The organism is Enterobacter sp. BIDMC 27, assembly GCF_000534415.1.
GTDB lineage: Bacteria > Pseudomonadota > Gammaproteobacteria > Enterobacterales > Enterobacteriaceae > Enterobacter > Enterobacter hormaechei_C.
Genome location: NZ_KI973178.1, coordinates 1,003,689 through 1,029,316, shown reverse-complemented (window position 1 = coordinate 1,029,316; position 25,628 = coordinate 1,003,689). Strand labels below are relative to the sequence as shown.

At 54.9% G+C, this 25,628-nt stretch carries 23 protein-coding genes and 4 tRNA genes; 4 read left to right on the top strand and 23 right to left on the bottom strand.

Annotation, left to right across the window (positions count from 1 at the left end; all coding sequences use genetic code 11):
• Position 1: 1 nt before the first annotated feature.
• Positions 2-1,201 (top strand): protoheme IX biogenesis protein HemY, encoded by a 1,200-nt coding sequence (gene hemY, locus L463_RS17615; RefSeq protein WP_026080629.1) that lies wholly within the window; start codon positions 2-4, stop codon positions 1,199-1,201.
• 537 nt (positions 1,202-1,738) lie between these two features.
• Here hemY and L463_RS17620 read toward each other — a convergent pair.
• The 17 genes from L463_RS17620 to trxA form a co-directional block, all read right to left on the bottom strand.
• Positions 1,739-1,815: transfer RNA gene (locus L463_RS17620), tRNA-Pro, on the bottom strand.
• 44 nt (positions 1,816-1,859) lie between these two features.
• Positions 1,860-1,946, bottom strand: a tRNA-Leu gene (locus L463_RS17625).
• Positions 1,947-1,967: 21 nt separating this feature from the next.
• A tRNA-His gene (locus tag L463_RS17630) sits at positions 1,968-2,043 on the bottom strand.
• A 67-nt stretch (positions 2,044-2,110) separates the two neighbouring features.
• A tRNA-Arg gene (locus tag L463_RS17635) sits at positions 2,111-2,187 on the bottom strand.
• Positions 2,188-2,289: 102 nt separating this feature from the next.
• Positions 2,290-3,675: a bifunctional threonine/serine APC transporter ThrP gene (locus L463_RS17640; protein ID WP_017693946.1), complete on the bottom strand. Its 1,386-nt coding sequence runs from the start codon at positions 3,673-3,675 to the stop codon at positions 2,290-2,292.
• A 197-nt stretch (positions 3,676-3,872) separates the two neighbouring features.
• Positions 3,873-4,613, bottom strand: a complete 741-nt coding sequence (gene wecG / locus L463_RS17645; RefSeq protein ID WP_032673329.1) for a lipopolysaccharide N-acetylmannosaminouronosyltransferase — start codon at positions 4,611-4,613, stop codon at positions 3,873-3,875.
• Positions 4,614-4,625: 12 nt separating this feature from the next.
• Positions 4,626-5,978: an ECA oligosaccharide polymerase gene (gene wzyE / locus L463_RS17650; RefSeq protein ID WP_017693948.1), complete on the bottom strand. Its 1,353-nt coding sequence runs from the start codon at positions 5,976-5,978 to the stop codon at positions 4,626-4,628.
• Positions 5,975-7,054, bottom strand: a complete 1,080-nt coding sequence (locus L463_RS17655) for a TDP-N-acetylfucosamine:lipid II N-acetylfucosaminyltransferase (RefSeq protein ID WP_023295727.1) — start codon at positions 7,052-7,054, stop codon at positions 5,975-5,977. The genes wzyE and L463_RS17655 overlap by 4 nt, the downstream gene beginning before the upstream one ends.
• On the bottom strand, positions 7,051-8,301 hold the full coding sequence (wzxE, locus tag L463_RS17660) for a lipid III flippase WzxE (protein ID WP_032673089.1): 1,251 nt from the start codon (positions 8,299-8,301) through the stop codon (positions 7,051-7,053). Before wzxE ends, L463_RS17655 begins: the two co-directional genes overlap by 4 nt.
• 1 nt (position 8,302) lies before the next feature.
• Complete coding sequence (gene rffA / locus L463_RS17665) at positions 8,303-9,433, bottom strand: dTDP-4-amino-4,6-dideoxygalactose transaminase (protein ID WP_015570019.1); 1,131 nt, start codon at positions 9,431-9,433, stop codon at positions 8,303-8,305.
• 4 nt (positions 9,434-9,437) lie between these two features.
• Entirely contained in the window at positions 9,438-10,115 is a 678-nt protein-coding gene (rffC, locus tag L463_RS17670; RefSeq protein ID WP_023295725.1) for a dTDP-4-amino-4,6-dideoxy-D-galactose acyltransferase, read from the bottom strand.
• Positions 10,112-11,374 (bottom strand): UDP-N-acetyl-D-mannosamine dehydrogenase, encoded by a 1,263-nt coding sequence (wecC, locus tag L463_RS17675; protein ID WP_023295724.1) that lies wholly within the window; start codon positions 11,372-11,374, stop codon positions 10,112-10,114. Before wecC ends, rffC begins: the two co-directional genes overlap by 4 nt.
• Positions 11,371-12,501: a non-hydrolyzing UDP-N-acetylglucosamine 2-epimerase gene (gene wecB, locus L463_RS17680; RefSeq protein WP_032103907.1), complete on the bottom strand. Its 1,131-nt coding sequence runs from the start codon at positions 12,499-12,501 to the stop codon at positions 11,371-11,373. Before wecB ends, wecC begins: the two co-directional genes overlap by 4 nt.
• A gap of 56 nt (positions 12,502-12,557) precedes the next feature.
• The gene (gene wzzE, locus L463_RS17685) at positions 12,558-13,604 is read right to left on the bottom strand and encodes an ECA polysaccharide chain length modulation protein (RefSeq protein ID WP_017693953.1); all 1,047 of its coding nucleotides are present in this window, start codon (positions 13,602-13,604) and stop codon (positions 12,558-12,560) included.
• A gap of 13 nt (positions 13,605-13,617) precedes the next feature.
• A complete protein-coding gene (wecA, locus tag L463_RS17690; protein WP_045324788.1) occupies positions 13,618-14,739 on the bottom strand; it encodes a UDP-N-acetylglucosamine--undecaprenyl-phosphate N-acetylglucosaminephosphotransferase in 1,122 nt (373 codons plus the stop codon).
• Positions 14,740-14,961: 222 nt separating this feature from the next.
• Positions 14,962-16,221, bottom strand: coding sequence for a transcription termination factor Rho (gene rho / locus L463_RS17695; RefSeq protein WP_001054528.1), 1,260 nt, complete (start codon positions 16,219-16,221; stop codon positions 14,962-14,964).
• Between the two features lie 341 nt (positions 16,222-16,562).
• A complete protein-coding gene (gene trxA / locus L463_RS17700) occupies positions 16,563-16,892 on the bottom strand; it encodes a thioredoxin TrxA (protein ID WP_006812392.1) in 330 nt (109 codons plus the stop codon).
• Positions 16,893-17,036: 144 nt separating this feature from the next.
• Here trxA and rhlB point away from each other — a divergent pair, with 144 nt between their 5' ends.
• Together rhlB and gppA are read left to right on the top strand one after the other, a co-directional pair.
• Complete coding sequence (rhlB, locus tag L463_RS17705) at positions 17,037-18,305, top strand: ATP-dependent RNA helicase RhlB (RefSeq protein ID WP_006812393.1); 1,269 nt, start codon at positions 17,037-17,039, stop codon at positions 18,303-18,305.
• Positions 18,306-18,310: 5 nt separating this feature from the next.
• Complete coding sequence (gppA, locus tag L463_RS17710) at positions 18,311-19,795, top strand: guanosine-5'-triphosphate,3'-diphosphate diphosphatase (RefSeq protein WP_017383602.1); 1,485 nt, start codon at positions 18,311-18,313, stop codon at positions 19,793-19,795.
• A gap of 51 nt (positions 19,796-19,846) precedes the next feature.
• Here the strand turns inward: gppA and rep are convergent, their stop codons facing one another.
• Positions 19,847-21,871 (bottom strand): DNA helicase Rep, encoded by a 2,025-nt coding sequence (rep, locus tag L463_RS17715; RefSeq protein WP_015570023.1) that lies wholly within the window; start codon positions 21,869-21,871, stop codon positions 19,847-19,849.
• Positions 21,872-21,956: 85 nt separating this feature from the next.
• Here rep and ppiC point away from each other — a divergent pair, with 85 nt between their 5' ends.
• The gene (gene ppiC / locus L463_RS17720; protein ID WP_006812396.1) at positions 21,957-22,238 is read left to right on the top strand and encodes a peptidylprolyl isomerase PpiC; all 282 of its coding nucleotides are present in this window, start codon (positions 21,957-21,959) and stop codon (positions 22,236-22,238) included.
• Positions 22,239-22,292: 54 nt separating this feature from the next.
• Here ppiC and cysE read toward each other — a convergent pair whose 3' ends face one another.
• The 5 genes from cysE to L463_RS17745 form a co-directional block, all read right to left on the bottom strand.
• On the bottom strand, positions 22,293-23,114 hold the full coding sequence (gene cysE, locus L463_RS17725; RefSeq protein ID WP_022646641.1) for a serine O-acetyltransferase: 822 nt from the start codon (positions 23,112-23,114) through the stop codon (positions 22,293-22,295).
• A 75-nt stretch (positions 23,115-23,189) separates the two neighbouring features.
• Positions 23,190-24,209: an NAD(P)H-dependent glycerol-3-phosphate dehydrogenase gene (gene gpsA / locus L463_RS17730; RefSeq protein WP_006812398.1), complete on the bottom strand. Its 1,020-nt coding sequence runs from the start codon at positions 24,207-24,209 to the stop codon at positions 23,190-23,192.
• On the bottom strand, positions 24,209-24,676 hold the full coding sequence (gene secB, locus L463_RS17735) for a protein-export chaperone SecB (RefSeq protein WP_014168079.1): 468 nt from the start codon (positions 24,674-24,676) through the stop codon (positions 24,209-24,211). The genes gpsA and secB overlap by 1 nt, the downstream gene beginning before the upstream one ends.
• Positions 24,677-24,707: 31 nt before the next feature.
• The gene (grxC, locus tag L463_RS17740) at positions 24,708-24,959 is read right to left on the bottom strand and encodes a glutaredoxin 3 (protein ID WP_003860837.1); all 252 of its coding nucleotides are present in this window, start codon (positions 24,957-24,959) and stop codon (positions 24,708-24,710) included.
• 11 nt (positions 24,960-24,970) lie between these two features.
• Positions 24,971-25,402 (bottom strand): rhodanese-like domain-containing protein, encoded by a 432-nt coding sequence (locus tag L463_RS17745; RefSeq protein WP_017383604.1) that lies wholly within the window; start codon positions 25,400-25,402, stop codon positions 24,971-24,973.
• Between the last annotated feature and the right edge of the window lie 226 nt (positions 25,403-25,628).

The window sequence follows — 25,628 nt, the reverse complement described above, 5'->3', positions numbered from 1 at the left end:
GATGCTAAAAGTCTTCTTACTCTTCATCCTGCTGATCGCCGGGATTGTACTGGGGCCGATGCTCGCGGGTCACCAGGGTTATGTATTGATCCAGACCGATAACTACAATATCGAAACCAGCGTAACGGGGCTGGTGATTATCCTGATCCTGGGTGTGGTCGTTCTGCTGGCAGTGGAGTGGCTCCTGCGTCGTATTTTCCGTACCGGCGTACATACGCGCGGCTGGTTCGTTGGCCGTAAGCGCCGTCGCGCCCGCAAGCAGACCGAGCAAGCGTTGCTGAAGCTGGCCGAAGGCGACTATCAGCAGGTTGAAAAGCTGATGTCGAAAAATGCCGACCATGCAGAACAGCCGGTTGTTAACTATCTGCTGGCCGCTGAGGCGGCGCAACAGCGAGGCGATGAGGCCCGCGCCAATCAGCATCTTGAACGCGCGTCTGAGCTCTCTACTAAAGATCCGATTCCGGTTGAGATCACCCGCGTTCGTCTGCAACTGGCGCGCAATGAAAACCATGCCGCCCGTCACGGCGTTGACCGTCTGCTGGAAATTACCCCTCGTCACCCGGAAGTGCTGCGTCTGGCTGAGCAGGCATATATTCGGACCGGTGCCTGGGGCTCGCTGCTGGACATTATCCCTTCCATGGCGAAAGCCGACGTGGGCGATGATGAACATCGTGATGAACTTCAGCGTCTGGCCTGGATTGGCCTGATGGATCAGGCGCGCGCCGATCTCGGCAGCGACGGCCTGAAAACCTGGTGGAAAAACCAGAGCCGCAAAACGCGCCAGCAGGTTCCTCTTCAGGTGGCGATGGCAGAACATCTGATTGAGTGTGACGACCATGACACCGCGCAGGAGATCCTCCTCGACGGTCTCAAGCGACAGTATGATGACCGCCTGGTGATGGTCATCCCGCGTCTGAAAACCAACAATCCGGAACAAATTGAAAAAGCACTGCGCCAGCAGATCAAAACCGTGGGCGATCGTCCGCTGCTGTGGAGTACGCTGGGCCAGTCTCTGATGAAACACGGCGAGTGGCAGGAGGCGAGTCTCGCCTTCCGCGCCGCGCTGAAGCAACGTCCGGACGCATTTGATTACGCCTGGCTTGCTGATTCGCTGGACAAGCAGCATAAGCCGGAAGAGGCCGCAGCTATGCGCCGTGATGGGCTGTTATTGACGTTGCAAAATAACGGAACGCAGCAGTAATTAACAGGAGGCCAGATGGCCTCCTTTTTTACGCCCATAAAAAAACGCCTGCTATAAAAGCAGGCGTTAAAACAGGTCTGTAAGACAACATATTTGGTGCTTCACTCAACGTTGTGTCCATGGTGTCTGATGAGGCCGAAGCGACATCTGTCAGTGGACGATAAGCACCGTAAACGGCTCTGCGTCATTCCTGAGTTTATGAGGCCTTAAGGCGAACATAAGAGATGGAATGAGCATCTACACGCATATTATTGCATGTAATGTGCCAGGTTTACACGCAGAACTTTTACATCGCGCAACATTTTAAGATAAAAGGAAATTATGCTGTTAAGAACCGCCTGAAGCCATACAACATCGCGCTGAAGGCGGCGATATGTCGTCACCAGGAGACAGGTTAAGAGGTAAAATAATAAATTCTTTAATATTAACGGGTTATATGTCGCTGAATCGCGACAAGGATATAGAGTGTTGTCGGGGAAAGGCTACAGGATAAAAAACGCAGAAAACAAAAAACCCCGCCGAAGCGGGGTTCAAAATTGGTCGGCGAGAGAGGATTCGAACCTCCGACCCACTGGTCCCAAACCAGTTGCGCTACCAAGCTGCGCTACTCGCCGATGTACTGCTTTTTTGAATTTTTAGTTCAACTCATTAAAAGTCGTGGTGCGAGGGGGGGGACTTGAACCCCCACGTCCGTAAGAACACTAACACCTGAAGCTAGCGCGTCTACCAATTCCGCCACCTTCGCAATTCACAACTCTTTCAATAATGGGGTGGCTAATGGGATTCGAACCCACGACAACTGGAATCACAATCCAGGGCTCTACCAACTGAGCTATAGCCACCACTGTATTCTTTCACGCGGTTCTGACTACTTCTCAGACCACCGCAGCTCTAGCGCCGGGACTAAAATGGCGCGCCCGACAGGATTCGAACCTGAGACCTCTGCCTCCGGAGGGCAGCGCTCTATCCAGCTGAGCTACGGGCGCTTAGCGCCGTTGCGGGGCTGGATATTACGTACCTCCGTCCCCGCTGTCTAGTGCTTTTTTGAAAAAAATGCGCGTTTGGTTATGGTTTGCACATTTTGCCGCTTATTCCTCCACTTTATGGGCGGAGCCACGGCGGCCCAGGCCAAAAAGTTTATATGCAGCTGTGACGGCAGCCAGGAAGATCATCCCGACAAACAGCGACATGCGGGTATCTTCATTAAAGTACATTCCAATTAATACGCAAATCAGGAACGCCATCGTCAAATAGTTCGCATACGGGAACAGAATGGAGCGGAACGGATGGCTGGCGATCGCTTTTTTGTGCGCCTGTCGGAAACGCAGCTGGCTAATCAAAATGACAAACCACGGTACCATTCCCGGCAGCACGCTGGCGCTATAGACGTAAACAAACACGCGCTGCGGATTCGGGATGATGTAGTTCAGGCAAGAGCCAATCAGCAGAATCACAATCGACACCGCTACGCCCGCCACCGGTACACCCACGCGGGAGACTTTACCCATCACCGCCGGCAGCTGTTTGTTTTGCGAGAGCGCGTAAAGCATACGCCCGCAGCTGTACATCCCGCTGTTACAGCCGGAGAGCGCCGCCGTCAGCACCACAAAGTTGATAATGGCGGCCGCCGCCGTGATGCCAATCTTAGCGAAGGTTAAGACAAACGGGCTGCCGGTGGTGCCGATCTCGTTCCATGGGAAAATGGTCACGATAACGAAGATCGCGCCCACATAGAAAATCAGGATACGCCACAGCACCTTGCCTACCGCGCTACGCAGCGTGACCTGCGGGTTTTTCGCCTCACCTGCGGTAATGCCGATCAGCTCAACGCCCTGATAAGAGGCGACAACGATACAGAGCGCGGTCAGGAAGCCTTTCCAGCCGCCAGCAAAGAAGCCGCCGTGTCCGGTCAGGTTACCGAAACCAATCGCGTGCCCGCCGTTACCGAAACCAAAGAAGATGACACCCAGACCCACAACAATCATCACGATAATGGTGGTGACTTTGATCATCGCAAACCAGAACTCGATTTCACCGTAAAGGCGAACGGCGGCAAGGTTCGCCAGCGCCACCAGCCCTACGGCGATGAGCGCGGGTATCCACTGGGCCATCTCCGGGAACCAGAACTGCACGTAGACCCCGATGGCGGTGATCTCCGAAATCCCGACGGCCATCCACATAAACCAGTACGACCAGGCCGTGAGATAGCCAAAGAACGGGCTCATATAACGGTGGGCGTAAACGGCGAAAGAGCCCGTTACCGGCTCCAGAAACAACATTTCGCCCATTGAGCGCATGATGAAGAAGACGAACAGCCCGGCAATAATATACGCCAGCAGGACGGAAGGCCCCGCCCATTTCAGCGTGCTTGCCGAGCCCATAAACAGGCCAACGCCGATAGTGCCGCCCAGCGCGATCAATTCAATATGTCGAGCTTCCAGCCCACGCTGAAGCTCCGGTTTTTTCTCTGCCATAAATCCTCGGTTGTGTTTGCTGTTTCCCGACTTATTGCCGGGTATTGTTTTGAGGGGTACTGAAATACGGAGCGAATGGTTTCTTAAATTCTGGCAAATGGCAAACAATGCATTAAAAAAATGAATGCATTGTACAGAAATTCAGCAGCTTTGCAGGGGGCGTTGCAGCGCGAACAGCAGAACGCGCTGCATATTGATTACATTTTCCCGGTGTAGTGCCAGGCGAGGTAGCGCAGCAGACGAATCTGTCGTTTGATACGCGTCGGTTGAGAAAGCAGGCGGTAGAGCCACTCCAGCCCCAGGTTTTGCCAGACTTTGGGCGCACGCTTAACGTGGCCGGTAAAGACGTCGTAGGTGCCGCCGACACCTATATAGAGCGCATCCGGGCTGACCAGACGGCAATCGCGCATCAGAATTTCCTGGCGCGGCGACCCCATGGCGACAGTGACAATTTTCGCCCCGCTGTCGCGCACGCGCTCATATAACGCCTGGCGATCTTCCGGCCTGAAATAGCCATCCTGACTGCCCACGATGTTAACATTCCACTGGCTACGCAGCTTTTGTTCGGTCTGCGCCAACACCTCTGGCTTGCCGCCGATCAAAAATACCGGCGTGCCTTCAGCGCCTGCGCGTTCCATAAGCCGTTCCCAGAGGTCAGCTCCCGCCACGCGAGACACATTAGCGCCTGGAAACTTTTTACGAATTGAACGCACCACGCTAATACCGTCGGCGTATTTAAACTCCGCGGCTTCAATCAGGCTTTTCACTTCCGCATTATCTTCAACCGCCAGCATTTTTTCTGCGTTGATGGCCACCAGCGTACCCGATTTCATCTGCCCGTCCGCGAACAGGAAATCCAGCGCGTGTTGCATGTCACGCCAGCCAATAAGCTGTAGCCCACGCAGCGCGTAACGCGGGGCTGAAGTTGTATCCGTCATCATAATCCCTACTCAGACTTGCGACAGCGTTGTGCTGCCCTGTGGCTCACGTCTGTGCACAAGCCCTGCACTGTCAAACAACCAGTACAACAGTTTTGCCAGCAGCAGACAGAGACCGAAAACGACCATAAAGAACACCACGCGTGAGACGAATGAATCCAGCCCCTCGCGCGCCAGAACGATCATATTGAAAATGGCACCGAAACAGAAACTGTGCAAAACAGCGGCTTTGTAGCGGTTGGTCTCTTCGTTACCCAGCGTATATAGCCAGTCGAACCATTTTATGATCAGCCCGACCGCGATCGCGCCCGGCAGGATAAACCACGTTCCGCCCATCACTACCAGCGAGCCAATCAGGGTTGGGGAAATCGCCAGGCCCGAATGGTTGTTCAGCACTTCCCAGGTAAAGTAGTTCGCCGTATTCAGGACAATACCGGGACGGTCGGGCCACAGCCACGTCGGTATAAAGACATAGAAATCGCGAACAATCGGCGCCAGCCCCTGGAATTCGATTTTGTCGTAGTTTTGCAGCAGTAAAGCCAGGTTTTCCCACGGAGAGAAGGTATCGCGCGTCAGATACAGGAAGGTATAAAACGCTTCGTCGCCGGCCACGTTCAGTCCGTAGCGCTTCAGCGCCAGCCAGAACATCCCCACAATGCCAAAGACGCCTGCCGCCGCCAGCATCCACAGCGAGATCCAACCGCGAATAATGCCGATAAACAGGAAAATCGCGAAGGCGATAATGATGTTAGCGCGGGTGCCGCCGACGATCATGTAGGTCAGAATGCCAAATGCGACGGTGCTGACCAGGAAGAACAGCCAGGCTTTGCTGTCCTGACGCAGGAAAAAGACCACCAGCATCGCCGGAATGAAGAAATAAAAGAAACGTTTGAGCGCGACGCCGGAGACTTCGGCGGAGAAAATCTGGCTATAGGACTGCAACTTAAACAGTAAAAAGCCGTTATGCATGAAGAAAATCGCCACGCTGACGAGGGCGATAGTCATCAGCATAACCCACGTCAGATGGGTTTCTACCCGATTCATAGTAAACAGTGGACGACGGGGTGTGGTGTCTTTCGCCGCGCGCAGGCGCGTTTTATAGGTGACGTAATACACCGCGTAAAAGCAGGTCGCAGAGAGCAGCGCCTGCAACAAGATTTCCGGCGGAGCGACGCCCACATCAAAGCGGAACACGAGGATGCTGGTCAGCGGGAAGCCAAAGAAAAAGGTCAGCAAAAACAGCAGCGAGAAGAATACGTTGAAGTTAAAACGTACGCGCCGGAATTCAAACCAGGTGAGCGTGGCGATAAACAGCGTGCTCAGCAGCCAGACCACCAGCAAGCCGCTAAATTGCAACTGGCTCATGCGTTGTCTCCTGAAGCAATACGCAGCGCGCGGTGCCACGGCGTGAGATAGTTCGGGCTGAAAAAGTCGATGCTATTTTTATCCACCAGCGTGAGCTGACGCTGCGCTTCCCGTACCACCTCGACATTAAGCGTGTCAGAGGTAAACAGCACCGGAATATGCTGTTCGGCCATGTCCTGCCAGAACGGGTTTTCGCGGTTGAGCACGCACGGTACGCCCGCCTGAATCAGCAGACACAGCGTACCAATCCCCTGCTGACGGGCAAAGATGAAATAGCCCAGATCGCATTTTCGCAGCAGCGCGAGATAGTCATCAAATTCCAGCTTATCGCTGAGAATGTGCAGATTTTCCGCGCTAAACAGCGCAAGCCCCTGCTGGCGAACGTCATCGATGTAGGCGTCGTTATTGGCGGGATAGCCCATCGGCACCACCACGTTCACCGTATCGCCAAACTGCTGATGCACCGCCCGCAGCGCCGCGACATGCTCGTTACTGCGATCGCCGGAATTTCCCACCAGGATAGTCAGTTTGCCCTCACGAACCGCGTCATTCGCCATGGTATTCAGTGCCGGATCCATACGGGTCGGAAAATAGAGCAGTTCCCCGCGAACCTTCGGGTGCTGTTTAGCAAAATAGTTGAGGTCGCCACGGGTAGCAAAAACGCAGCCCACGCGCGCCTGCGCCAGACGACGCAGCGGATAGAAAAGACGGAACTTCCAGCCGTGGGAGACTTCGTAGAGATCTGCTCCCCAGATATGCCAGCTGAACTGGGAAGGTTTTATCCCGCCGCTTAACAGCGCCAGCCACAGCCCGGTATTGAATTGTCCGTGGAAGAAGAAACGGTGGCTTCGGTCCGCTTTGGCTTTCGCGACAACGGCTTTGGTCAGGGCCGCTTTGTCTGGCCAGAAGGTGATGTGCAATGCCGGACACGCCGCGCTCAGGCCGTTATCGCGTCCAACGACCATAAACTCGCGCGCATCGGGCGTGCCGGATGCCAGTTCATCGTTGAAGAACCGCAGAACGGTCTGGTTATGATGCGGGATATCCGATCCCAGTATGTGTATCAGTGCAGTCATGCGCGTTTACGCCAAAGTAAAAATACGCCGCAACAGGCAGCGAAATAAACGATATAAGTTGCCATATAGGCCTGAGCCGCCCCCAGCGCACCGTGGGTGGGGATCAGCCAGTGAGAAAATGCCGTCAGCAGCGCAAACTGGCCGATCTCTGCCAGGATATACAACCGCAGCGAAGCCTTCGCAATCACCAGATAGCCGAAAACGTATGCCCCCACTTTCAGCACATCGCCGACCAGTTGCCAGGCAAACAGATCGCGCATGGCGGTAAACTTCGCCGAAAACAGCAGCCAGATGGCGAAATCACGCAGTAACCAGACGGTAAAGCTGGCGATCGCAACCGCCGGCAATACAAAACGCAGGGAGCGAAAAATCTCGCGGGTAATATCCTGCCTGGAAGTCAGGCGCGATAAGGTTGGCAGTAAATAGACGCTAAAGGAAGCCGTAATAAATTGGAGGTAAGCATCTGAAATACTGCTCACGCCCTGCCAGATCCCCACTTCATCCCAGCTGTAATGCGCTGCCAGCAGGTTTCGCATCATCACGTAGGCAACGGGAAGCGTTACCGAAGTGATGAGCGCCATCAGGGTAAACTTTCCTAGCTGCCCCGCCAGCATCTTGTCCCACTGCGGTTTCAGGTAATTCAGCGGGACATTGCCTCTGCGCATCAGCATAAACGCTGCCGGAATGACAACGAGCGCAGACACCAGCGCCAGCCCCAGCAGCGCGCCTTCATAGCCGCCCAGCCGATAGCAAAAGTAGTAGGCGACAACGCCGATGATGCTGCCGAGGATCAGCGCCAGCGCATTCCCGGCGGCATCACGGAAGCCTTTCATCAGCGCCAGCAGCAGGTTTGCCCAGGCGATCCCCATCTGAACGAGCGCCACCAGGCGCACCAGCCCCTGATAATGCGTGTGTCCGAACAGTCCCTGGCTGATGGGTGCCGCCGCCAGCAAAAAGACGACGGCCAGCAACGTAGAAAAGCCCAGCACCATTGCAGAGGAGGTGCCCACCACCGTGCGGAGCTTTTCGGCATCGTCATGATACTGCGCGACGTATTTGGTGACGCCATTGAATATCCCGGCTCCCGCCAGCACGCCAAGCACCGTGACCAGCTGGCGGAAGTTCCCTGCCAGCCCAACGCCTGACGGACCAAATGAGACGGCCAGCAGCTTGACGACCAGTAACCCGGCGCCAATTTTTACAAGCGTGGACGCTGCCGTCCACACCGACGCTTTTGCCAGAGACATATCAGGCGAAATAACTCAGAAGCGAATTGATCACCGTACGCTGGTTCACCGGCGCGAGGTTGTAGAACAGGGGCAGGCGGAGCAGACGTTCGCTCTCTTTGGTGGTGTAGCGGTCTTCACCGGCAAACATCCCGAAGGCTTCGCCAGCCGGGCTGGAGTGCAGCGGAATATAGTGGAATACCGCCATAATTTCCGCCTCTTTCAGCCAGGCAATCAGCTTGCTGCGATCGTCGTTATCGCGCAGCTTGATGTAGAACATGTGAGCGTTGTGGATGCAGTCTGCCGGAATAGTCGGCAGTTCAATACGTCCGGCTTTTGCCAGCGGCTCCAGCGCGTCGTAGTAGGTTTGCCACAGGGAGAGGCGTTGCAGATTGATGCGCTCTGCCGCTTCCAGCTGCGCCCAGAGATACGCGGCCTGCAAATCCGCCATCAGGTAGCTTGAGCCGATATCGCGCCAGGTGTACTTATCCACCTGACCGCGGAAGAACTGGCTGCGGTTGGTCCCTTTTTCACGGATCACTTCCGCACGCTCCACCAGGGCACGATCGTTAATCAGCGTCGCGCCGCCTTCTCCGCCTGCGGTGTAGTTTTTGGTTTCGTGGAAGCTAAAGCAGCCGATATGACCAATGGTGCCCAGCGCGCGCCCTTTGTAGGTGGACATCACGCCCTGCGCGGCGTCTTCCACCACAAACAGGTTGTGCTTTTTAGCGATGGCCATGATGGTGTCCATCTCACAGGCCACGCCCGCGTAATGCACCGGCACAATCGCCCGCGTTTTATCGGTGACCGCCGCTTCAATCAGCGTTTCGTCGATGTTCATAGTATCCGGACGGATATCCACAAACACGATTTTCGCCCCGCGCAGGACAAACGCGTTCGCCGTGGAGACGAAGGTGTAGCTCGGCATGATCACTTCATCGCCGGGCTGGATATCCAGCAACAGCGCCGCCATCTCAAGCGATGCGGTACAGGACGGCGTCAGCAGTACCTTGGCACTGTGAAAACGTTGCTCCATCCACTGCTGGCAGCGGCGGGTAAAACCGCCGTCACCACAGAGCTTGCCGCTGCCCATAGCAGACTGCATGTAATCAAGTTCAGTGCCCACAACGGGAGGCGCGTTAAATGGAATCATCTTGTCACCTGTATAACCAGTAGGCGGTGGCGTCGATGCTGGCACCACTCGCAATATAACGTTTAAGCGCAGCGGTGTTGCCCATCTGGGTTGCGACCCGCAGCGTCGATACCTGTTGTTGCTCCGCCCAGTGCAGCGCCGCCTGCATGAGTTTCTCGCCCATGCCGCGCCCGGCTAACAAACCGATGCGCGCCTCGTGCTCGTTGAGCCTGCGAAGCGAAACAAAACCCTGAATCTGCCCCCCGGCAGTACGGAAGACCAGACAGACGTGGTCAAACGTGCCTTTAACCGCATTCTCTATCCACTGGGCATAAAAGCGACCGCTGTCATCGGGCGCATACCAGGGCGCCCGGAAACGGCTCTGAGCGAAGGCCAGCGCCGCCATCTTGCGCAGCGCGGGGATATCCTGCTCCGTTGCAATTTCCGCGCCCGGTGAGGCGTGGCGAGCCACGGTAACAGAGAGATCAACCTCACCCTCGACCAGCCGGAATCCGTGCTGCTGGAGGGCGTCCAGCAGATCGGCGCGGTCCGCCGGGATCTTAGCCTGTACGCGCTGCCAGGCGCTGAAGTCTGCTTCCTGCAACGCAGGGGCATTGTCGCGCAGACGCACTATCGCTGAGGGACGCGCAAAGAATGCGCTTTCCCACTCAAGGGACTCCAGCACGCCGTTGAGGATACTCAACGCCACACTCCTTTGGTATCAACAACATACTGCTGACGTACGGCATCACCGGAAACCGCTTTGAACGCATTGTGATCCACCAGCAGCACCAGCACATCCGCCGTCGCCAGCGCGTCATCCAGGGCGGTAAGGGTGCAGTGACCGGCAAGTTTTGCCGGCAGCGCATGAATATTCGGCTCAACCACCAGCGTTTCACCGCTGTGCCAGGCAGCGATCATTTCGGCAATTTCCATCGCCGGGCTTTCGCGCAGATCGTCAATATTCGGTTTGAATGCCAGACCAAAGCAGGCAATTTTCAGCTCACTGGCGCGTTTGCCGCTGTCGGTCAGGCAATCCGCGACCGTGGCTTTGACCTGGTTGATGACCCAGTGCGGTTTGTGGTCGTTTACTTCGCGTGCGGTGCGAATCAGGCGTGCCTGTTCCGGGTTCTGCGCCACGATAAACCACGGATCGACCGCGATGCAGTGCCCACCCACGCCCGGCCCCGGCTGAAGGATGTTCACGCGGGGGTGACGGTTGGCAAGGCGAATAAGTTCCCAGACGTTAATCCCCTGATCGGCGCAAATCAACGACAGTTCATTCGCAAACGCGATATTAACGTCGCGGAAGCTGTTTTCGGTCAGTTTGCACATCTCGGCGGTGCGGGAGTTGGTCACCACACATTCGCCTTCAAGGAAAATTTTATACAGCTCGCTGGCGCGCGCGGAGCAGACTGGCGTCATGCCGCCAATCACGCGGTCATTTTTAATCAGTTCCACCATCACCTGGCCGGGCAGTACGCGCTCAGGACAGTAGGCGATATTGATATCGGCCTCGTCGCCCGCCTGCTGCGGGAAGCTGAGATCGGGACGCGCCTCGGCCAGCCACTGCGCCATCTGCTCGGTAGCCCCAACAGGTGAAGTGGACTCAAGAATAACCAGCGCCCCTTTCTTCAGCACAGGCGCAATGGATTTTGCCGCCGCCTCGACGTAAACCATGTCAGGCTCATGATCGCCTTTAAAGGGCGTTGGAACCGCAATCAGGTACGCATCGGCTTCTACCGGCGTGGTGCTGGCGCGCAGGAAGCCACCGTCCACCGCCTTTTTCACCACACGATCGAGATCGGGCTCCACGATATGAATTTCGCCACGGTTGATGGTTTCCACCGCGTGCGCGTTGATATCTACGCCAACGACCTGCTTTTGACGAGAGGCAAAGGCCGCCGCAGTAGGCAGCCCGATATAGCCAAGACCAACAACAGAGATGGTAGAAAAACTCATAGTGTTACCCGATTGTGTTTAAGTGCGTGCAAAATACGACCACAAGCCTGCCCGTCACCGTACGGATTGTGGGCCCGGCTCATCGCCTGATACTCTTCATCGTCATGCAGTAAGCGCGTGACCTCTTCGACAATACTACGCGGATCCGTTCCCACCAGACGCACGGTACCGGCAGTAACCGCTTCCGGGCGTTCGGTGGTTTCACGCATCACCAGTACCGGCTTACCGAGGGAGGGCGCCTCTTCCTGAATGCCGCCAGAATCGGTCAGGATCAGCCAGGCGTGGTTCATCAGCCAGACAAATGGCAAATAGTCCTGCGGCTCGATCAGGAGCACGTTTTCCACGTGGCCCAGGATACGGTTGACCGGTTCGCTGACGTTCGGGTTGAGGTGCACCGGATAGACAATCTGCACATCCTCGTTCTGCGCGGCGATTTCAGCCAGCGCGTGGCAAATTTGCTCAAAGCCACGGCCAAAGCTTTCGCGGCGGTGGCCCGTCACCAGAATCGTTTTCTTGCCGTTGTTCAGGAACGGATAGCGCGCAGCAAGTTCTGCCTGAAGCTCGCTGTTAGCCAGCACGCGGTCACGCACCCAAATCAGCGCATCAATGACCGTATTGCCGGTGACAAAGATCTTGCTGTCGCTGATATTTTCGCGCAGCAGGTTTTGGCGTGAGTTCTCGGTTGGCGCAAAATGGTACATCGCCAGGTGACCGGTGAGCGTACGGTTGGCCTCTTCCGGCCACGGGGAATAGAGATTGCCGGTACGCAGACCCGCTTCAATATGACCAACGGGGATACGCTGATAGAACGCGGCCAGGCTGGTCGCCACGGTGGTGGTGGTGTCGCCGTGCACCAGCACCACATCCGGCTTGAACGACTCCAGAATAGGCTTTAATTCTTGCAGAATACGGCAGGTGATTTCCGTCAGTCCCTGTCCCGGTTTCATTATATTGAGATCGTAATCCGGGACGATAGAAAAGAGGGTTAAGACCTGATCGAGCATCTCACGGTGCTGGGCAGTCACGCACACTTTCGCTTCAATATCAGGATCTCTGGCCAGCGCATGAACCAGAGGCGCCATCTTGATGGCCTCCGGCCTGGTGCCAAATACGGTTAGTACTTTCACATCGATTCTCTTCGATTAGACGATGAAGGACGCAGCCTTCATCGTAGACGGCGTTCTTAGTTTGTGCGGCGACGCAATAACGCTACGCCAGCACCAGTCAGTGCGCCCACAATCCCCCACATGATCATCAGGAATGCGCGACGCGGACTATCGCGTTTTACAGGCTCTTCAGGCGTTCTTAAATAACGATAGGTCTGAAAACGCGGGTCCAGCGTTGGACCGACGTTGAGCGTATTGAGCATGGCGCGGTTTTGGTCGTAATCAAGGTCAAAGTCAGGGCCAACGGCCTGGATATTTTCCAGACGTGCCTGAAGCATTGGGCGACCAAGAAGGAACATTTCTGAATCCGGGAGTTCGTCAGCCGGAACATCCGTTTCGCTACGGGAAATATTGTGCTGTTCCGCAATCTTCAGCGCCTGCTCAATATTATGTACGCGACGGGCGAAGATAGCCTTAGCGACCTCTTCCTGACGTTTGACCTGCGCTTTCATCTGAATAGTACGCGCAGCCCAGGCGCCTTTCAGCTCGTCATTCAGATGACTGGCCGCGCGCTGGCTGGCAAAAGCAACGTACTGACGCAACAGGTTATTGGCGTCCGGCGCCGTTTCCGCAATCAGCTTCACGCTGTCGCTAACGTTACGGAGTACATCGCCAGGCATAAACTGAATGTTATTAATCAGGTCATCCAGCAGCGCGGCATCCGCTTTGCTGTTACCGACCATACGCTGCTTGTAGTAGTCCGTCTGGGACCAGAAATCGCGACGTGTATCCCACGACGCCAGCTGCATCACAAACTCTTTGTAGGATTCATCCATCACCGAGGCCTGATCCGGGGTCGCCAGATTGGCCTTGATATCAAGATTACGCAGGAATTGCTGCTGGGAGTAGTAGCCTCCAAGCATATTCACCGTTGGTCGGTCTGTGATCGCCGTGGCGCTCCACTCTTGTTTTGCAAAGAAGGTGTAGGCAAGCGCTAACAGCGCGAACCCCAGGGCAATCCCCACAATCCACAGTTTGCCCTGCCATAACACGCGAAACAAACCACGAATATCCAGCTCGTTCTCAGTGCCCACTGATTTCGCTCCCGCCAACGGTTGAGTCATCATAGTCCCGGTTTTACTTAGTTAATGTTGTGTTTTTGCCACTGTTCCGACGCATCCTGCGTTTTAAACGTTTAATAAAACGCGCGACTTTCCATGCACGCTTGATGCAGTAACCGTACATGAAAAATGCTAGCAAGAATAATACCAACATTACCCATTCAGGAATGAAATGTGCGTATTCCGCGGCTACGCCAATCGCAGCCAGAATAGCAGCCGCAAGCGTAATCAACACAAATGCCTGACGAGACGTGAAGCCGGCGCGCATAATCAGGTGATGAATATGCTGCCGATCGGCAGAAAACGGGCTCATCCCTTTACGCAGACGGCGGTACATTATAGCGACCATGTCCATCAGCGGGATGGCGATAATCCAGAGAGCCGTTACCGGGCTGATAGGGTGAGTTTTACCCTGCGTAGTTTCCAACAAGATCCAGATAATAGTGAAACCAATCAATGTGCTACCCGCGTCGCCCATAAAGACTTTATAGCGACGGCCCAGCGCCCCAAGATTTAACAGGATGTAGGGTAGAATGGCCGCAATCATGGCGAAACACCACATTGCCAGGCTGTATTGACTATCAAACCATAGGATAATGCCAATAGCAGCAAATGAGACACAAGATAATCCGCCCAATAAACCATCTATCCCATCGACCATATTAAAGGCATTGATTGAAACCCATACGGCAAAGAGTGTGAGGAAGTAACCAAATGGTCCGAGCACCATCTCCCAGGAACCAAAAATGTAACCAAGGCTGCTCAAGTGAAGTTTTGCTGCCACCATCATGGCAATACCAACAGCAGCCTGTACGAGAGCTCGAATTTTTACACTGATATCGTAACGATCATCCAGTGCCCCCACAATAACCAGAACCGCCGCGCAGCTGAGGTATAACCTTGCATGAGGGATATAGTAATCAGCGATAGCAAAAGTGAAACAGACACCTGCAAAAACGGAGATACCACCCACCAAGGGGATCATACCCTGATGCCGTTTACGAAAATTGGGTTTATCCACTAACCCCAGATACTTTGCCACCTTGCGCGCGAAAAAAAGAAAGCAAGTAGTAAACAAAAAAATACTGGTTAGTTCAGCAAACGTATCGAATAGGTTCACAATGGATGTTCTCAACATATGTTAGTCAAAGAAGTATAACCATGATGGCATCAAGCCAGAAGGCATAAAGCATACCTCTTGCGACCCATTTGTTTATTATTCAAGCTATTAATATTTTTACTGTGCGAATTATCTCATTCTCGCACCGACCGGTCAAAATTGGGAGTGTATGGTAATAGCGTATAGTCCATAAATAAAAAACGCCACGTAAAAACGTGGCGTTTACTGGGATTATTTGCGTTACGAGCGTTTCATCATGTCGAAGAAATCGTCGTTCGTTTTGGTCATCGCCAGTTTGTTAATGAGGAATTCCATTGCGTCGATTTCGCCCATTGGATGGATGATTTTACGCAGGATCCACATTTTCTGAAGCTCTTCCTGAGTGGTAAGCAGCTCTTCTTTACGGGTACCGGAACGGTTGTAGTCGATCGCCGGGAAGACGCGTTTTTCTGCGATTTTACGAGAAAGGTGCAGTTCCATGTTGCCTGTACCTTTAAACTCTTCGTAGATAACTTCGTCCATTTTGGAGCCGGTATCGATCAGCGCCGTCGCGATAATGGTCAGGCTACCGCCCTCTTCCACGTTACGCGCCGCACCGAAGAAACGCTTCGGACGATGCAGGGCGTTAGCATCCACACCACCGGTCAGTACTTTACCGGAAGCCGGCACCACGGTGTTGTAGGCACGCGCCAGACGGGTAATGGAGTCGAGCAGGATGATCACGTCTTTCTTGTGCTCAACCAGGCGTTTCGCCTTCTCGATGACCATTTCCGCAACCTGAACGTGGCGAGAAGCAGGCTCGTCGAAGGTAGACGCAACCACTTCCCCTTTCACCAGACGCTGCATCTCGGTTACTTCTTCCGGACGTTCGTCAATCAGCAGCACCATCAGCACACAGTCTGGATGGTTGTAAGCAATGCTCTGCGCGATGTTTTGCAGCAGCATGGTTTTACCGGCTTTTGGCGGCGCCACAATCAGACCACGCTGGCCACGACCAATTGGCGATGCCAGATCCAGCACACGAGCGGTTAAGTCTTCAGTAGACCCGTTACCACGCTCCATGCGCAGACGAGAGTTAGCGTGCAGCGGCGTTAAGTTCTCGAACAGGATCTTATTGCGGGAGTTTTCCGGTTTGTCGTAGTTAACTTCGTTAACCTTCAACAGCGCAAAGTAGCGTTCACCCTCTTTTGGAGGACGAATCTTACCTGAAATGGTGTCACCAGTGCGGAGGTTGAAACGGCGGATTTGGCTAGGGGATACGTAGATGTCGTCAGGGCCGGCGAGGTAGGAGCTGTCTGCGGAGCGGAGGAAACCAAATCCGTCTTGCAGTATCTCCAGCACACCGTCGCCAAAGATATCTTCGCCACTCTTAGCGTGCTGCTTCAGGATGGCGAAAATGATGTCCTGCTTGCGCATACGAGCCTGGTTTTCCAGTCCCATATTTTCGCCGAGAGTGATCAGCTCAGAAACCGGCGTATTCTTTAATTCGGTAAGATTCATAATGGTGTGGGTTCTTAAACTCGGGGTGATTCTCGAACTTAATGTTGTGAATGGTATGGCAGGGTCATCCATGCCTGTTTAGCGGCCATCACCTCATGTCTGTTCGCTGTCTGGTCACAGGGAAAGAACGCAGAACTGAAACGACAAGACGGATTGAGTGACAAGCCCGGAATCTAGCAACTTCACGCACTGTTTAAGTTAACAACGGGAAGTATCGGGTAAAACAAGATTCAAACAACAAGATATGTTTAAAACGTAGTCATAGCTAACTTAGCACGACTAAAGCCGGGCGTCCAGAGCTCGCCGTTAATTAGGCGTTCTGGACGCTCAGCTGAGAAACCTTACGCCAGGTTAGCGTCCAGGAACTCTTTCAGTTGACCTTTGGACAGTGCGCCCACTTTGGTCGCCGCCACGTCACCGTTCTTGAACAGCAGCAGGGTCGGGATGCCACGGATACCGTATTTTGGCGCGGTGCCCGGGTTCTGGTCGATGTTCAGCTTGGCAACGGTCAGTTTGCCCTGATATTCGTCAGCGATTTCATCCAGAATCGGAGCGATCATTTTGCAAGGACCACACCATTCAGCCCAGAAATCAACGAGGATCAGCCCGTCAGCTTTAAGTACGTCCGTGTCAAAACTGTCGTCAGTCAGGTGAATAATTTTATCGCTCATATATAACTCCACAGGAATAAGCCTGGTACGTTGGTTTTGTCTCCACCAACGACGTGTTGATGTCGCATTAACCAACTAAAGGTTGACTTTATTTCACCGGATACGCTTTCGTAAAGCAATAGTAAGCTGATATTCTACCACACTATGAGCAAAACACATTTAACAGAACAGAAGTTTTCCGACTTCGCCCTGCACCCAAAGGTTATCGAAGCCCTTGAAACTAAAGGGTTTCATAACTGCACGCCCATTCAGGCTCTCGCCCTGCCGCTGACGCTGGCCGGTCGCGACGTTGCAGGGCAGGCGCAAACCGGTACTGGCAAAACGATGGCGTTTTTAACGTCAACGTTTCATTATTTACTTTCTCACCCGGCGATTGCAGACCGCAAAGTTAACCAGCCGCGCGCGCTAATTATGGCCCCGACGCGAGAACTGGCGGTACAGATCCACGCAGACGCTGAGCCCCTGGCGCAAGCCACCGGCCTGAAACTTGGCCTGGCCTATGGCGGCGACGGCTACGATAAACAGCTGAAAGTGCTGGAAAGCGGCGTCGATATCCTGATTGGGACCACCGGCCGTCTTATCGACTACGCCAAACAGAACCATATCAACCTCGGCGCAATCCAGGTCGTGGTGCTGGATGAAGCAGACCGCATGTACGATCTGGGCTTCATTAAAGACATCCGCTGGCTGTTCCGCCGTATGCCTGCGGCAAACCAGCGTCTGAACATGCTGTTCTCCGCTACCCTGTCATACCGCGTACGTGAACTCGCATTCGAGCAGATGAACAATGCGGAATATGTGGAAGTAGAACCGGAGCAGAAAACCGGGCACCGCATTAAAGAAGAGCTCTTCTATCCTTCTAATGAAGAGAAAATGCGCCTGCTGCAAACCCTGATCGAAGAAGAGTGGCCGGATCGCGCGATTATCTTCGCGAACACTAAACACCGCTGTGAAGATATCTGGGGTCACCTGGCGGCAGATGGTCACCGTGTGGGCCTGCTGACCGGCGACGTGGCGCAGAAAAAACGCCTGCGCATTCTCGACGAATTTACTCGTGGCGACCTTGATATTCTGGTCGCGACCGACGTGGCGGCCCGTGGCCTGCACATTCCAGCCGTGACGCACGTCTTTAACTATGACCTGCCAGATGACTGTGAAGACTATGTACACCGTATCGGACGTACCGGTCGTGCCGGCGCAAGCGGTCACTCCATCAGCCTTGCGTGTGAAGAGTATGCGCTGAATCTTCCGGCCATTGAGACCTACATCGGTCACTCTATTCCACAGAGCAAATACAATCCGGACGCGCTGTTGAGCGAGCTGCCGCCACCTAAGCGCCTTACCCGTCCACGCTCCGGCAATGGTCCGCGTCGTTCCGGCGGTGCACCGCGTAATCGTCGTCGTTCAGGTTAAAAAATATGCTCAGCTCCACCTCGCTTTATGCGGCAATTGATCTCGGTTCGAATAGTTTTCATATGCTGGTTGTGCGCGAGGTGGCGGGAAGTATACAAACGCTGACGCGCATTAAGCGCAAGGTCCGCCTCGCGGCGGGCCTGAGCAGCGATAATCACCTCTCCCCGGAAGCCATGGAACGTGGCTGGCAGTGTCTGCGTCTGTTTGCAGAACGTTTGCAGGATATCCCGCTCAGTCAAATTCGCGTTGTTGCCACGGCGACCCTTCGTCTGGCGGTTAACGCTGGCGATTTCATTGCCAGAGCACAGGAAATTCTGGGCTGCCCGGTGCAGGTCATCAGCGGTGAAGAAGAAGCGCGTCTGATTTATCAGGGCGTGGCGCATACGACCGGCGGCGACGATCGTCGTCTGGTGGTCGATATCGGTGGCGCCAGTACTGAACTGGTCACGGGCACAGGCGCGCAGGCGACGTCACTGTTCAGCCTGTCGATGGGCTGTGTGACCTGGCTGGAACGCTACTTTACCGATCGAAACCTTGCCAAAGAGAATTTTGACGAGGCGGAAAACGCGGCGCGTGCGGTCCTGCGCCCGGTTATGGACGAACTGCGCTATCACGGCTGGAAAGTGTGTGTCGGCGCGTCCGGAACCGTTCAGGCGTTGCAGGAAATCATGATGGCACAGGGAATGGACGAGCGGATCACGCTTGCCAAACTCCAGCAGCTTAAACAGCGCGCCATCCAGTGTGGTCGTCTGGAAGAGCTTGAAATAGAAGGGCTGACGCTCGAACGCGCGCTGGTTTTCCCCAGTGGGCTCGCCATTCTGATCGCCATTTTTACTGAACTGAATATCCAGTGTATGACCCTGGCAGGCGGTGCGCTGCGCGAAGGTCTGGTCTACGGAATGCTGCACCAGTCGGTCGATCAGGACATCCGTAGCCGTACGCTGCGTAACGTTCAGCGCCGCTTTATTGTTGATATCGACCAGGCACACAGAGTGAGTCAACTGGCGTCACTGTTTGCCGATCAGGTGAAAAAAAGCTGGGATATTGAACCGTTAAGCCGCGATCTACTCCTAAGCGCCTGTGCGCTACATGAAATTGGTCTCAGCGTGGAGTACAAGCAGGCACCGCTGCACGCGGCCTGGCTGGTGCGTAATCTCGATTTACCGGGCTATACGCCCGCCCAGAAGAAGCTGCTGGCCACCCTGCTGCTAAATCAGACTAACGCCGTCGATCTCTCTTCCCTTCACCAGCAGAACGCTGTACCGCCGCGCGTGGCGGAGCATCTGTGTCGTCTGCTTCGCCTGGCGATCCTGTTTGCCAGCCGGCGTCGTGATGATTTGCTGCCAGCCATTACGCTGGCGGCAGACGATGAGAAACTGACGCTGACGCTACCGGAAAACTGGCTTGAGGATCATCCACTTGGGGCGGAACTGATTGAGCAGGAGTACCAGTGGCAGAGCTATGTGCACTGGGCGCTTGATGTGAAGTGACCCTTTGAAGCGTGCCGGGTGGCGGCTTCGCCTTACCCGGCCTGCAAATAGTTATCCCTTCTCTTTGGCTTTTGCCAGCATCGCGCGAATGTTTGCCACGTTTGCCTGCCCTTTGTGCATACGCTCTTCAGCGGTAATGACTTTACGCTCCTGCTCCCAGATAAGATCGTCCTGAGGCAACTCCAGCAGAAAACGGCTCGGCTCCGGGCGCACCAGCTCACCATACTGGCGGCGCTCTTTGCACAGCGTAAACGTCAGCTCTTTCTGCGCACGTGTGATCCCCACGTAGGCCAGACGGCGCTCTTCGTCGACGTTATCTTCATCAATGCTGCTCTGGTGCGGCAATAAGCCCTCTTCCATCCCCACCAGATAGACATAGGGGAACTCCAGCCCTTTCGAGGCATGTAACGTCATCAGCTGAACCTGATCGGCCTCTTCTTCGCTTTCGCCGCGCTCCATCATATCGCGCAGCGTGAAGCGGGTGACCACCTGCGTCAGGGTCATGGGCTCGTCAATCTCAGATCCTTCAAGCATTTCGGTCATCCAGCTGAAGAGCTGGTTAACGTTTTTCATCCGCATCTCGGCTGCTTTCGGGCTGGCAGAGGTTTCATACAACCAGGATTCGTAATCAATGCCGTGGATCAGATCGCGTACTGCCGCCACAGGCTCGCGCTCTGCCAGACGCTGCACCTCACCCAGCCAGTGGGTAAAGCGGGTTAAGGCGTCATAGCCGCGCCCGGTCAGGGTCTGGCTCAGCCCCATATCGAAGCTGGCGGTGAACAGGCTTTTGTTGCGGGTCATCGCCCATTCACCCAGTTTTTGCAGCGTCGCAGAGCCAATCTCGCGTTTCGGCGTATTCACGATGCGCAGGAAAGCGCTGTCGTCATCCGGGTTGGTCAGCACGCGCAGATAGGCCAGCAGATCCTTGATTTCGGGACGCGAAAAGAACGACGTACCGCCGGAGATTTTGTAGGGGATGCGGTTCTGCATCAGCATCTTTTCAAAGACGCGCGACTGGTGGTTTCCGCGATAGAGGATCGCGTAATCCTTGTATTCAGTTTTGTTGACGAAGTGATGGGCAATCAGCTCGCCCGTTACGCGCTCCGCTTCGTGCTCTTCGTTGTTGGCGCTGAGCACTTTCAGCTCGGTACCGTAACCCAGTTCGGAGAACAGGCGCTTCTCAAAGACGTGCGGGTTATTGGCAATCAGGATGTTCGCCGCTTTCAGGATGCGACCGGACGAACGGTAGTTCTGCTCCAGCTTAATCACCTGCAACGCCGGGAAATCTTTGCTCAGCAGCACCAGGTTTTGTGGTCGCGCGCCGCGCCAGGAGTAAATCGACTGGTCGTCGTCGCCTACCACAGTGAAACGCGCGCGTTGCCCTACCAGCAATTTCACCAGCTCGTACTGGCTGGTGTTGGTATCCTGGTATTCATCCACCAGCAGGTAACGGATTTTGTTCTGCCAGCGCTCGCGCACCTCTTCATTCCGCTGAAGCAGCAGCGTCGGCAACAGGATCAGATCGTCGAAATCCAGGACGTTACAGGCTTTCATATGCGCGTCGTACAGACCGTAGCAGTGGGCAAAGATGCGGTCGCGCTCGCCTTTGGCGCTTGCCGCTGCCTGGGCCGGCGTCATCAGATCGTTTTTCCAGTTCGAGATCGTCGAGATCAGCTGTTGCAACAGCACTTTGTCATCTTCGATCAGCCCTTCCGTCAGCTCTTTAAGCAGCGCCACCTGGTCGGTGTCATCAAAGAGAGAAAAGTTGGACTTCATGCCCAGCGCCGCGTATTCGCGCTTGATAATATCCAGACCCAGCGTGTGGAAGGTGGAGATCATCAGCCCGCGCGCCTCTTTACGGCCCAGCGTCTGGCCGACGCGCTCTTTCATCTCACGCGCCGCTTTGTTGGTAAAGGTGACCGCCGCGATATGGCGCGCCTGGTATCCACAACCCCGAATTAAGTGGGCGATTTTGTTGGTGATCACGCGTGTTTTACCGGATCCCGCTCCCGCCAGCACCAGGCAGGGTCCGGTGACGAATTCGACAGCTTGTTGTTGTCCGGGGTTTAAACGCATAAATGGTCACTCAATGAAAGTCGGGAGAGGAGGAAAAACGCGTGGTAGTATACCGATCGTAAACTAGTCGACTCAAGGCACGATCATGGCAAAAACAGCAGCAGCACTGCATATCCTTGTTAAAGAAGAGAAACTGGCACAGGATCTGCTCGAACAGATTAAAAACGGCGCCGACTTCGGCAAACTGGCGAAGAAACACTCGATTTGCCCGTCAGGCAAACGCGGTGGTGACTTAGGCGAGTTCCGCCAGGGCCAGATGGTCCCGGCGTTTGATAAAGTGGTCTTCTCCTGCCCGGTGCTGGAGCCAACTGGCCCACTGCACACACAATTCGGCTATCACATTATCAAAGTGTTATACCGCAACTAATCAAAAGCCCGGTGCACTGACTCACCGGGCTTTTTTATTTAGGTGTTCCGGCGTTCAGATACCGTCGCCGTATTCGAAGGTGTGATGAATACCGTTGAAGTGCTGATCCATATCCATCGACGGCTTATCGCTGTCTGGCTTACCGACGATGCGCGCCGGGACGCCAGCGGCGGTGGTGTGCGGCGGTACAGGCTGGAGCACAACCGACCCCGCGCCAATCTTCGCGCCGCGTCCGACTTCAATATTGCCGAGGATTTTAGCGCCTGCGCCAATCATCACCCCTTCACGAATTTTCGGATGGCGATCGCCGCTGGTTTTACCGGTACCGCCCAGCGTAACGGATTGCAGGATCGACACGTCATCTTCGATCACCGCCGTTTCCCCGACAACAATGCCGGTGGCGTGATCGAGCATGATCCCGCGGCCAATTTTCGCCGCCGGGTGAATATCGACCTGGAAGGTTACGGACACCTGGTTTTGCAGGAAGATGGCCAGCGCGCGGCGTCCCTCATTCCATAACCAGTGGCCGATGCGGTACGCCTGTAAGGCATGGAAGCCTTTGAGATACAGCAGCGGCGTGGAGTATTTATCCACCGCCGGGTCTCGCGTGCGCACAGCCTGGATGTCGCAGGCGGCAGAAGCAATCATCTCCGGATCTGCGGCGTAGGCCTCTTCCACCACCTCGCGAATCGCGATAGCAGGCATGATAGGGGAAGCCAGTTTATTGGCGAGCATATAGCTCAGGGCGCTGCCGAGATTTTCGTGCTTAAGTAGCGTCGCGTGATAGAAACTGGCCAGCATGGGCTCACAGTCGGCCAAAGCTCGGGCTTCGGCTTTAATATTATTCCAGACGATATCCAGTTCTTCACACGGCATTGCTTGCTCCAGACGATAGTTAATGACCAGCCAGTTCTGCGCTGGCTGGGTCATTCAGGTGACGATACTTCCCGGCTAATTGCTGCTGCGCTCGTCCTTGCGCGCACGACCTAATAAGGTCAATGCTGCCTCGCGCGCATTTTTTCCGCAATACAATACCTGATAAATTTCCTCGGTTATTGGCATTTCAACACCGAAACGGTGCGCCAGTTCGCGAACTTCCTTGGTATTGCGATAGCCTTCAACCACCTGACCAATCTTCTCCTGCGCGCTTTTTACATCGCTGCCCTGTCCGAGCATCATGCCAAAGCGGCGGTTACGCGACTGGTTATCGGTGCAGGTCAGCACCAGGTCGCCCAGCCCTGCCATTCCCATAAAGGTGGCCGGATCGGCACCTAGCGCTTCGCCCAGGCGGGACATTTCGGTCAGGCCACGGGTGATCAGCGCAGTACGCGCATTCGCGCCGAAACCGATGCCGTCAGACATCCCGGCCCCGATGGCAATGACGTTCTTCACCGCGCCGCCCAGCTGCACGCCGATAAAATCGGGGTTGCTGTACACGCGGAAGCTTTTGCCGCAGTGCAGCAGTTGCTGAAGATCGTCGGAAAATGCCTGGTCGGTGGACGCCAGCGAAATCGCCGTCGGCAAGCCCGCAGCCAGCTCTTTGGCAAACGTCGGCCCGGAGATCACCGCCAGCGGGATCGCTGTTCCCAGCGCTTCGCGGGCAACGTCCTGCAACAGACGTCCGGTTTCCGCTTCCAGCCCCTTCGTCGCCCACACAATACGCGCATCCGCACGCATCAGCGGCTTAATCTGACGCAGGACTTCGCCAAACACATGGCTTGGCACCACAATCAAAATATTGCGGCTGGCCGCCAGCGCGGTCGCGAGGTCGCTTTCCAGATACAGGGAGTCAGGGAACGGAACGTCCGGGAGAAACGCCACATTGCAGCGGTCGTGTTGCAACGTCGCGATATGTTTTGGATCGTGGCCCCACAGGACCACGTCGTGACCATTTCTTGCCAGGGTGATGGCAAGAGCGGTGCCGTAAGAGCCGGCACCGATCACAGTCATTGACGCATTAACAGTGCTCATCAGGCATCCTGATGTTGTTCGGTACCTTCGCCAGCCTGCTGCTGTAGATAGTTCATGAACAGCGCATCAAAGTTTACTGGCGCAAGGTTCAGTTGCGGGAATGTACCGCGAGAAACCAGGCTGGTGATGCATTCACGGGCATACGGGAACAGGATGTTCGGGCAGTATGCACCCAGGCAATGCGCCATCTGGTTGCCTTCGATGCCGCCGATGGAGAAGATACCGCCCTGCTGAACTTCGCACAGGAATGCGGTTTCTTCGCCCAGAGAGGCGGTCACGGTGACACGCAGTACGACTTCATACACATCATCCGCCAGCTGGGTGGATGCGGTATCCAGATCAAGTTTAACCTCTGGCTGCCAGTCTTTCTGGAAAACGTGCGGCGCATTTGGCGCTTCGAAAGAGACATCCTTGGTGTAGATGCGCTGGATCTGGAAAGTCATCTCGGTGTTGTTTTGTTCTGACATGGAAAAACCCTTTTTAATTGTCCTAAAGTCTCTAGCTCAGCAGCGGATCGAGTCCGCCACGAGCGTCGAGCGCATACAAGTCATCACAGCCGCCAATGTGCTGCGCATCAATAAAAATCTGTGGAACCGTTGTGCGACCACTGCGTTGGATCATCTCTTCGCGTTTAATCGCGTCACCATCGATCGGCAGTTCCTTGAACGTTACGCCTTTGCTGGACAGCAGCGCTTTCGCTCGGTGGCAGAACGGGCACGTTGCTTTGGTGTAGATCTCAATATTGGCCATCACTTAACTCCTTATTTACCGCGCACTAAAGGAAGATTCTCCCCGCTCCAGCCGGAGATGCCTTCTTTCAGCACCGTTACGTTTTCAAAGCCTGCTTTATGCAGTGCGCTGGCAGATTCCTGCGCCTGCATGCCAGTGCCGTCAACAACAATAATCGGCTGGGCTTTATGCTTCTCCAGCTCACCAATGTTGTTCGCTTTAATTTCCGCGGGCAGCAGGTTGATAGCACCTGCGATGTGGCCCTTGCGGAAATCGTCGCGCTGACGCAGATCGACAACCACGGCGTCCTCTTTGTTGATCAGACGTGTCGCTTCACCGCGGGTGATCACCTTAATTTTAGACGTCAGTCCCTTAAATGTGGTGAACAGTACAGCGACCAGCAGGCCAATCCACGCGATGCTCAGAACCGGGTGGCGGCTAACGAATTGCATAATTTCTTGCATGGGGGGTAACAACTCCCGACTAAGTGATTAAAAAAACCAGGACAGGAGTATACCTGTGCGCTGTGGCAAATACAGCCAGCGACATAAAGCTAATCTATTTTCTGCGGCATGCCACGTAAAAAAAGCCTCAAAATGGCCTGAGAACAGCATTGCCCCCGCGCTTTCTTTGATCTTCTGCGGCTATTTTATCGATTCAGCTGTAGTAAAATTACGCAAATTTTTTGTC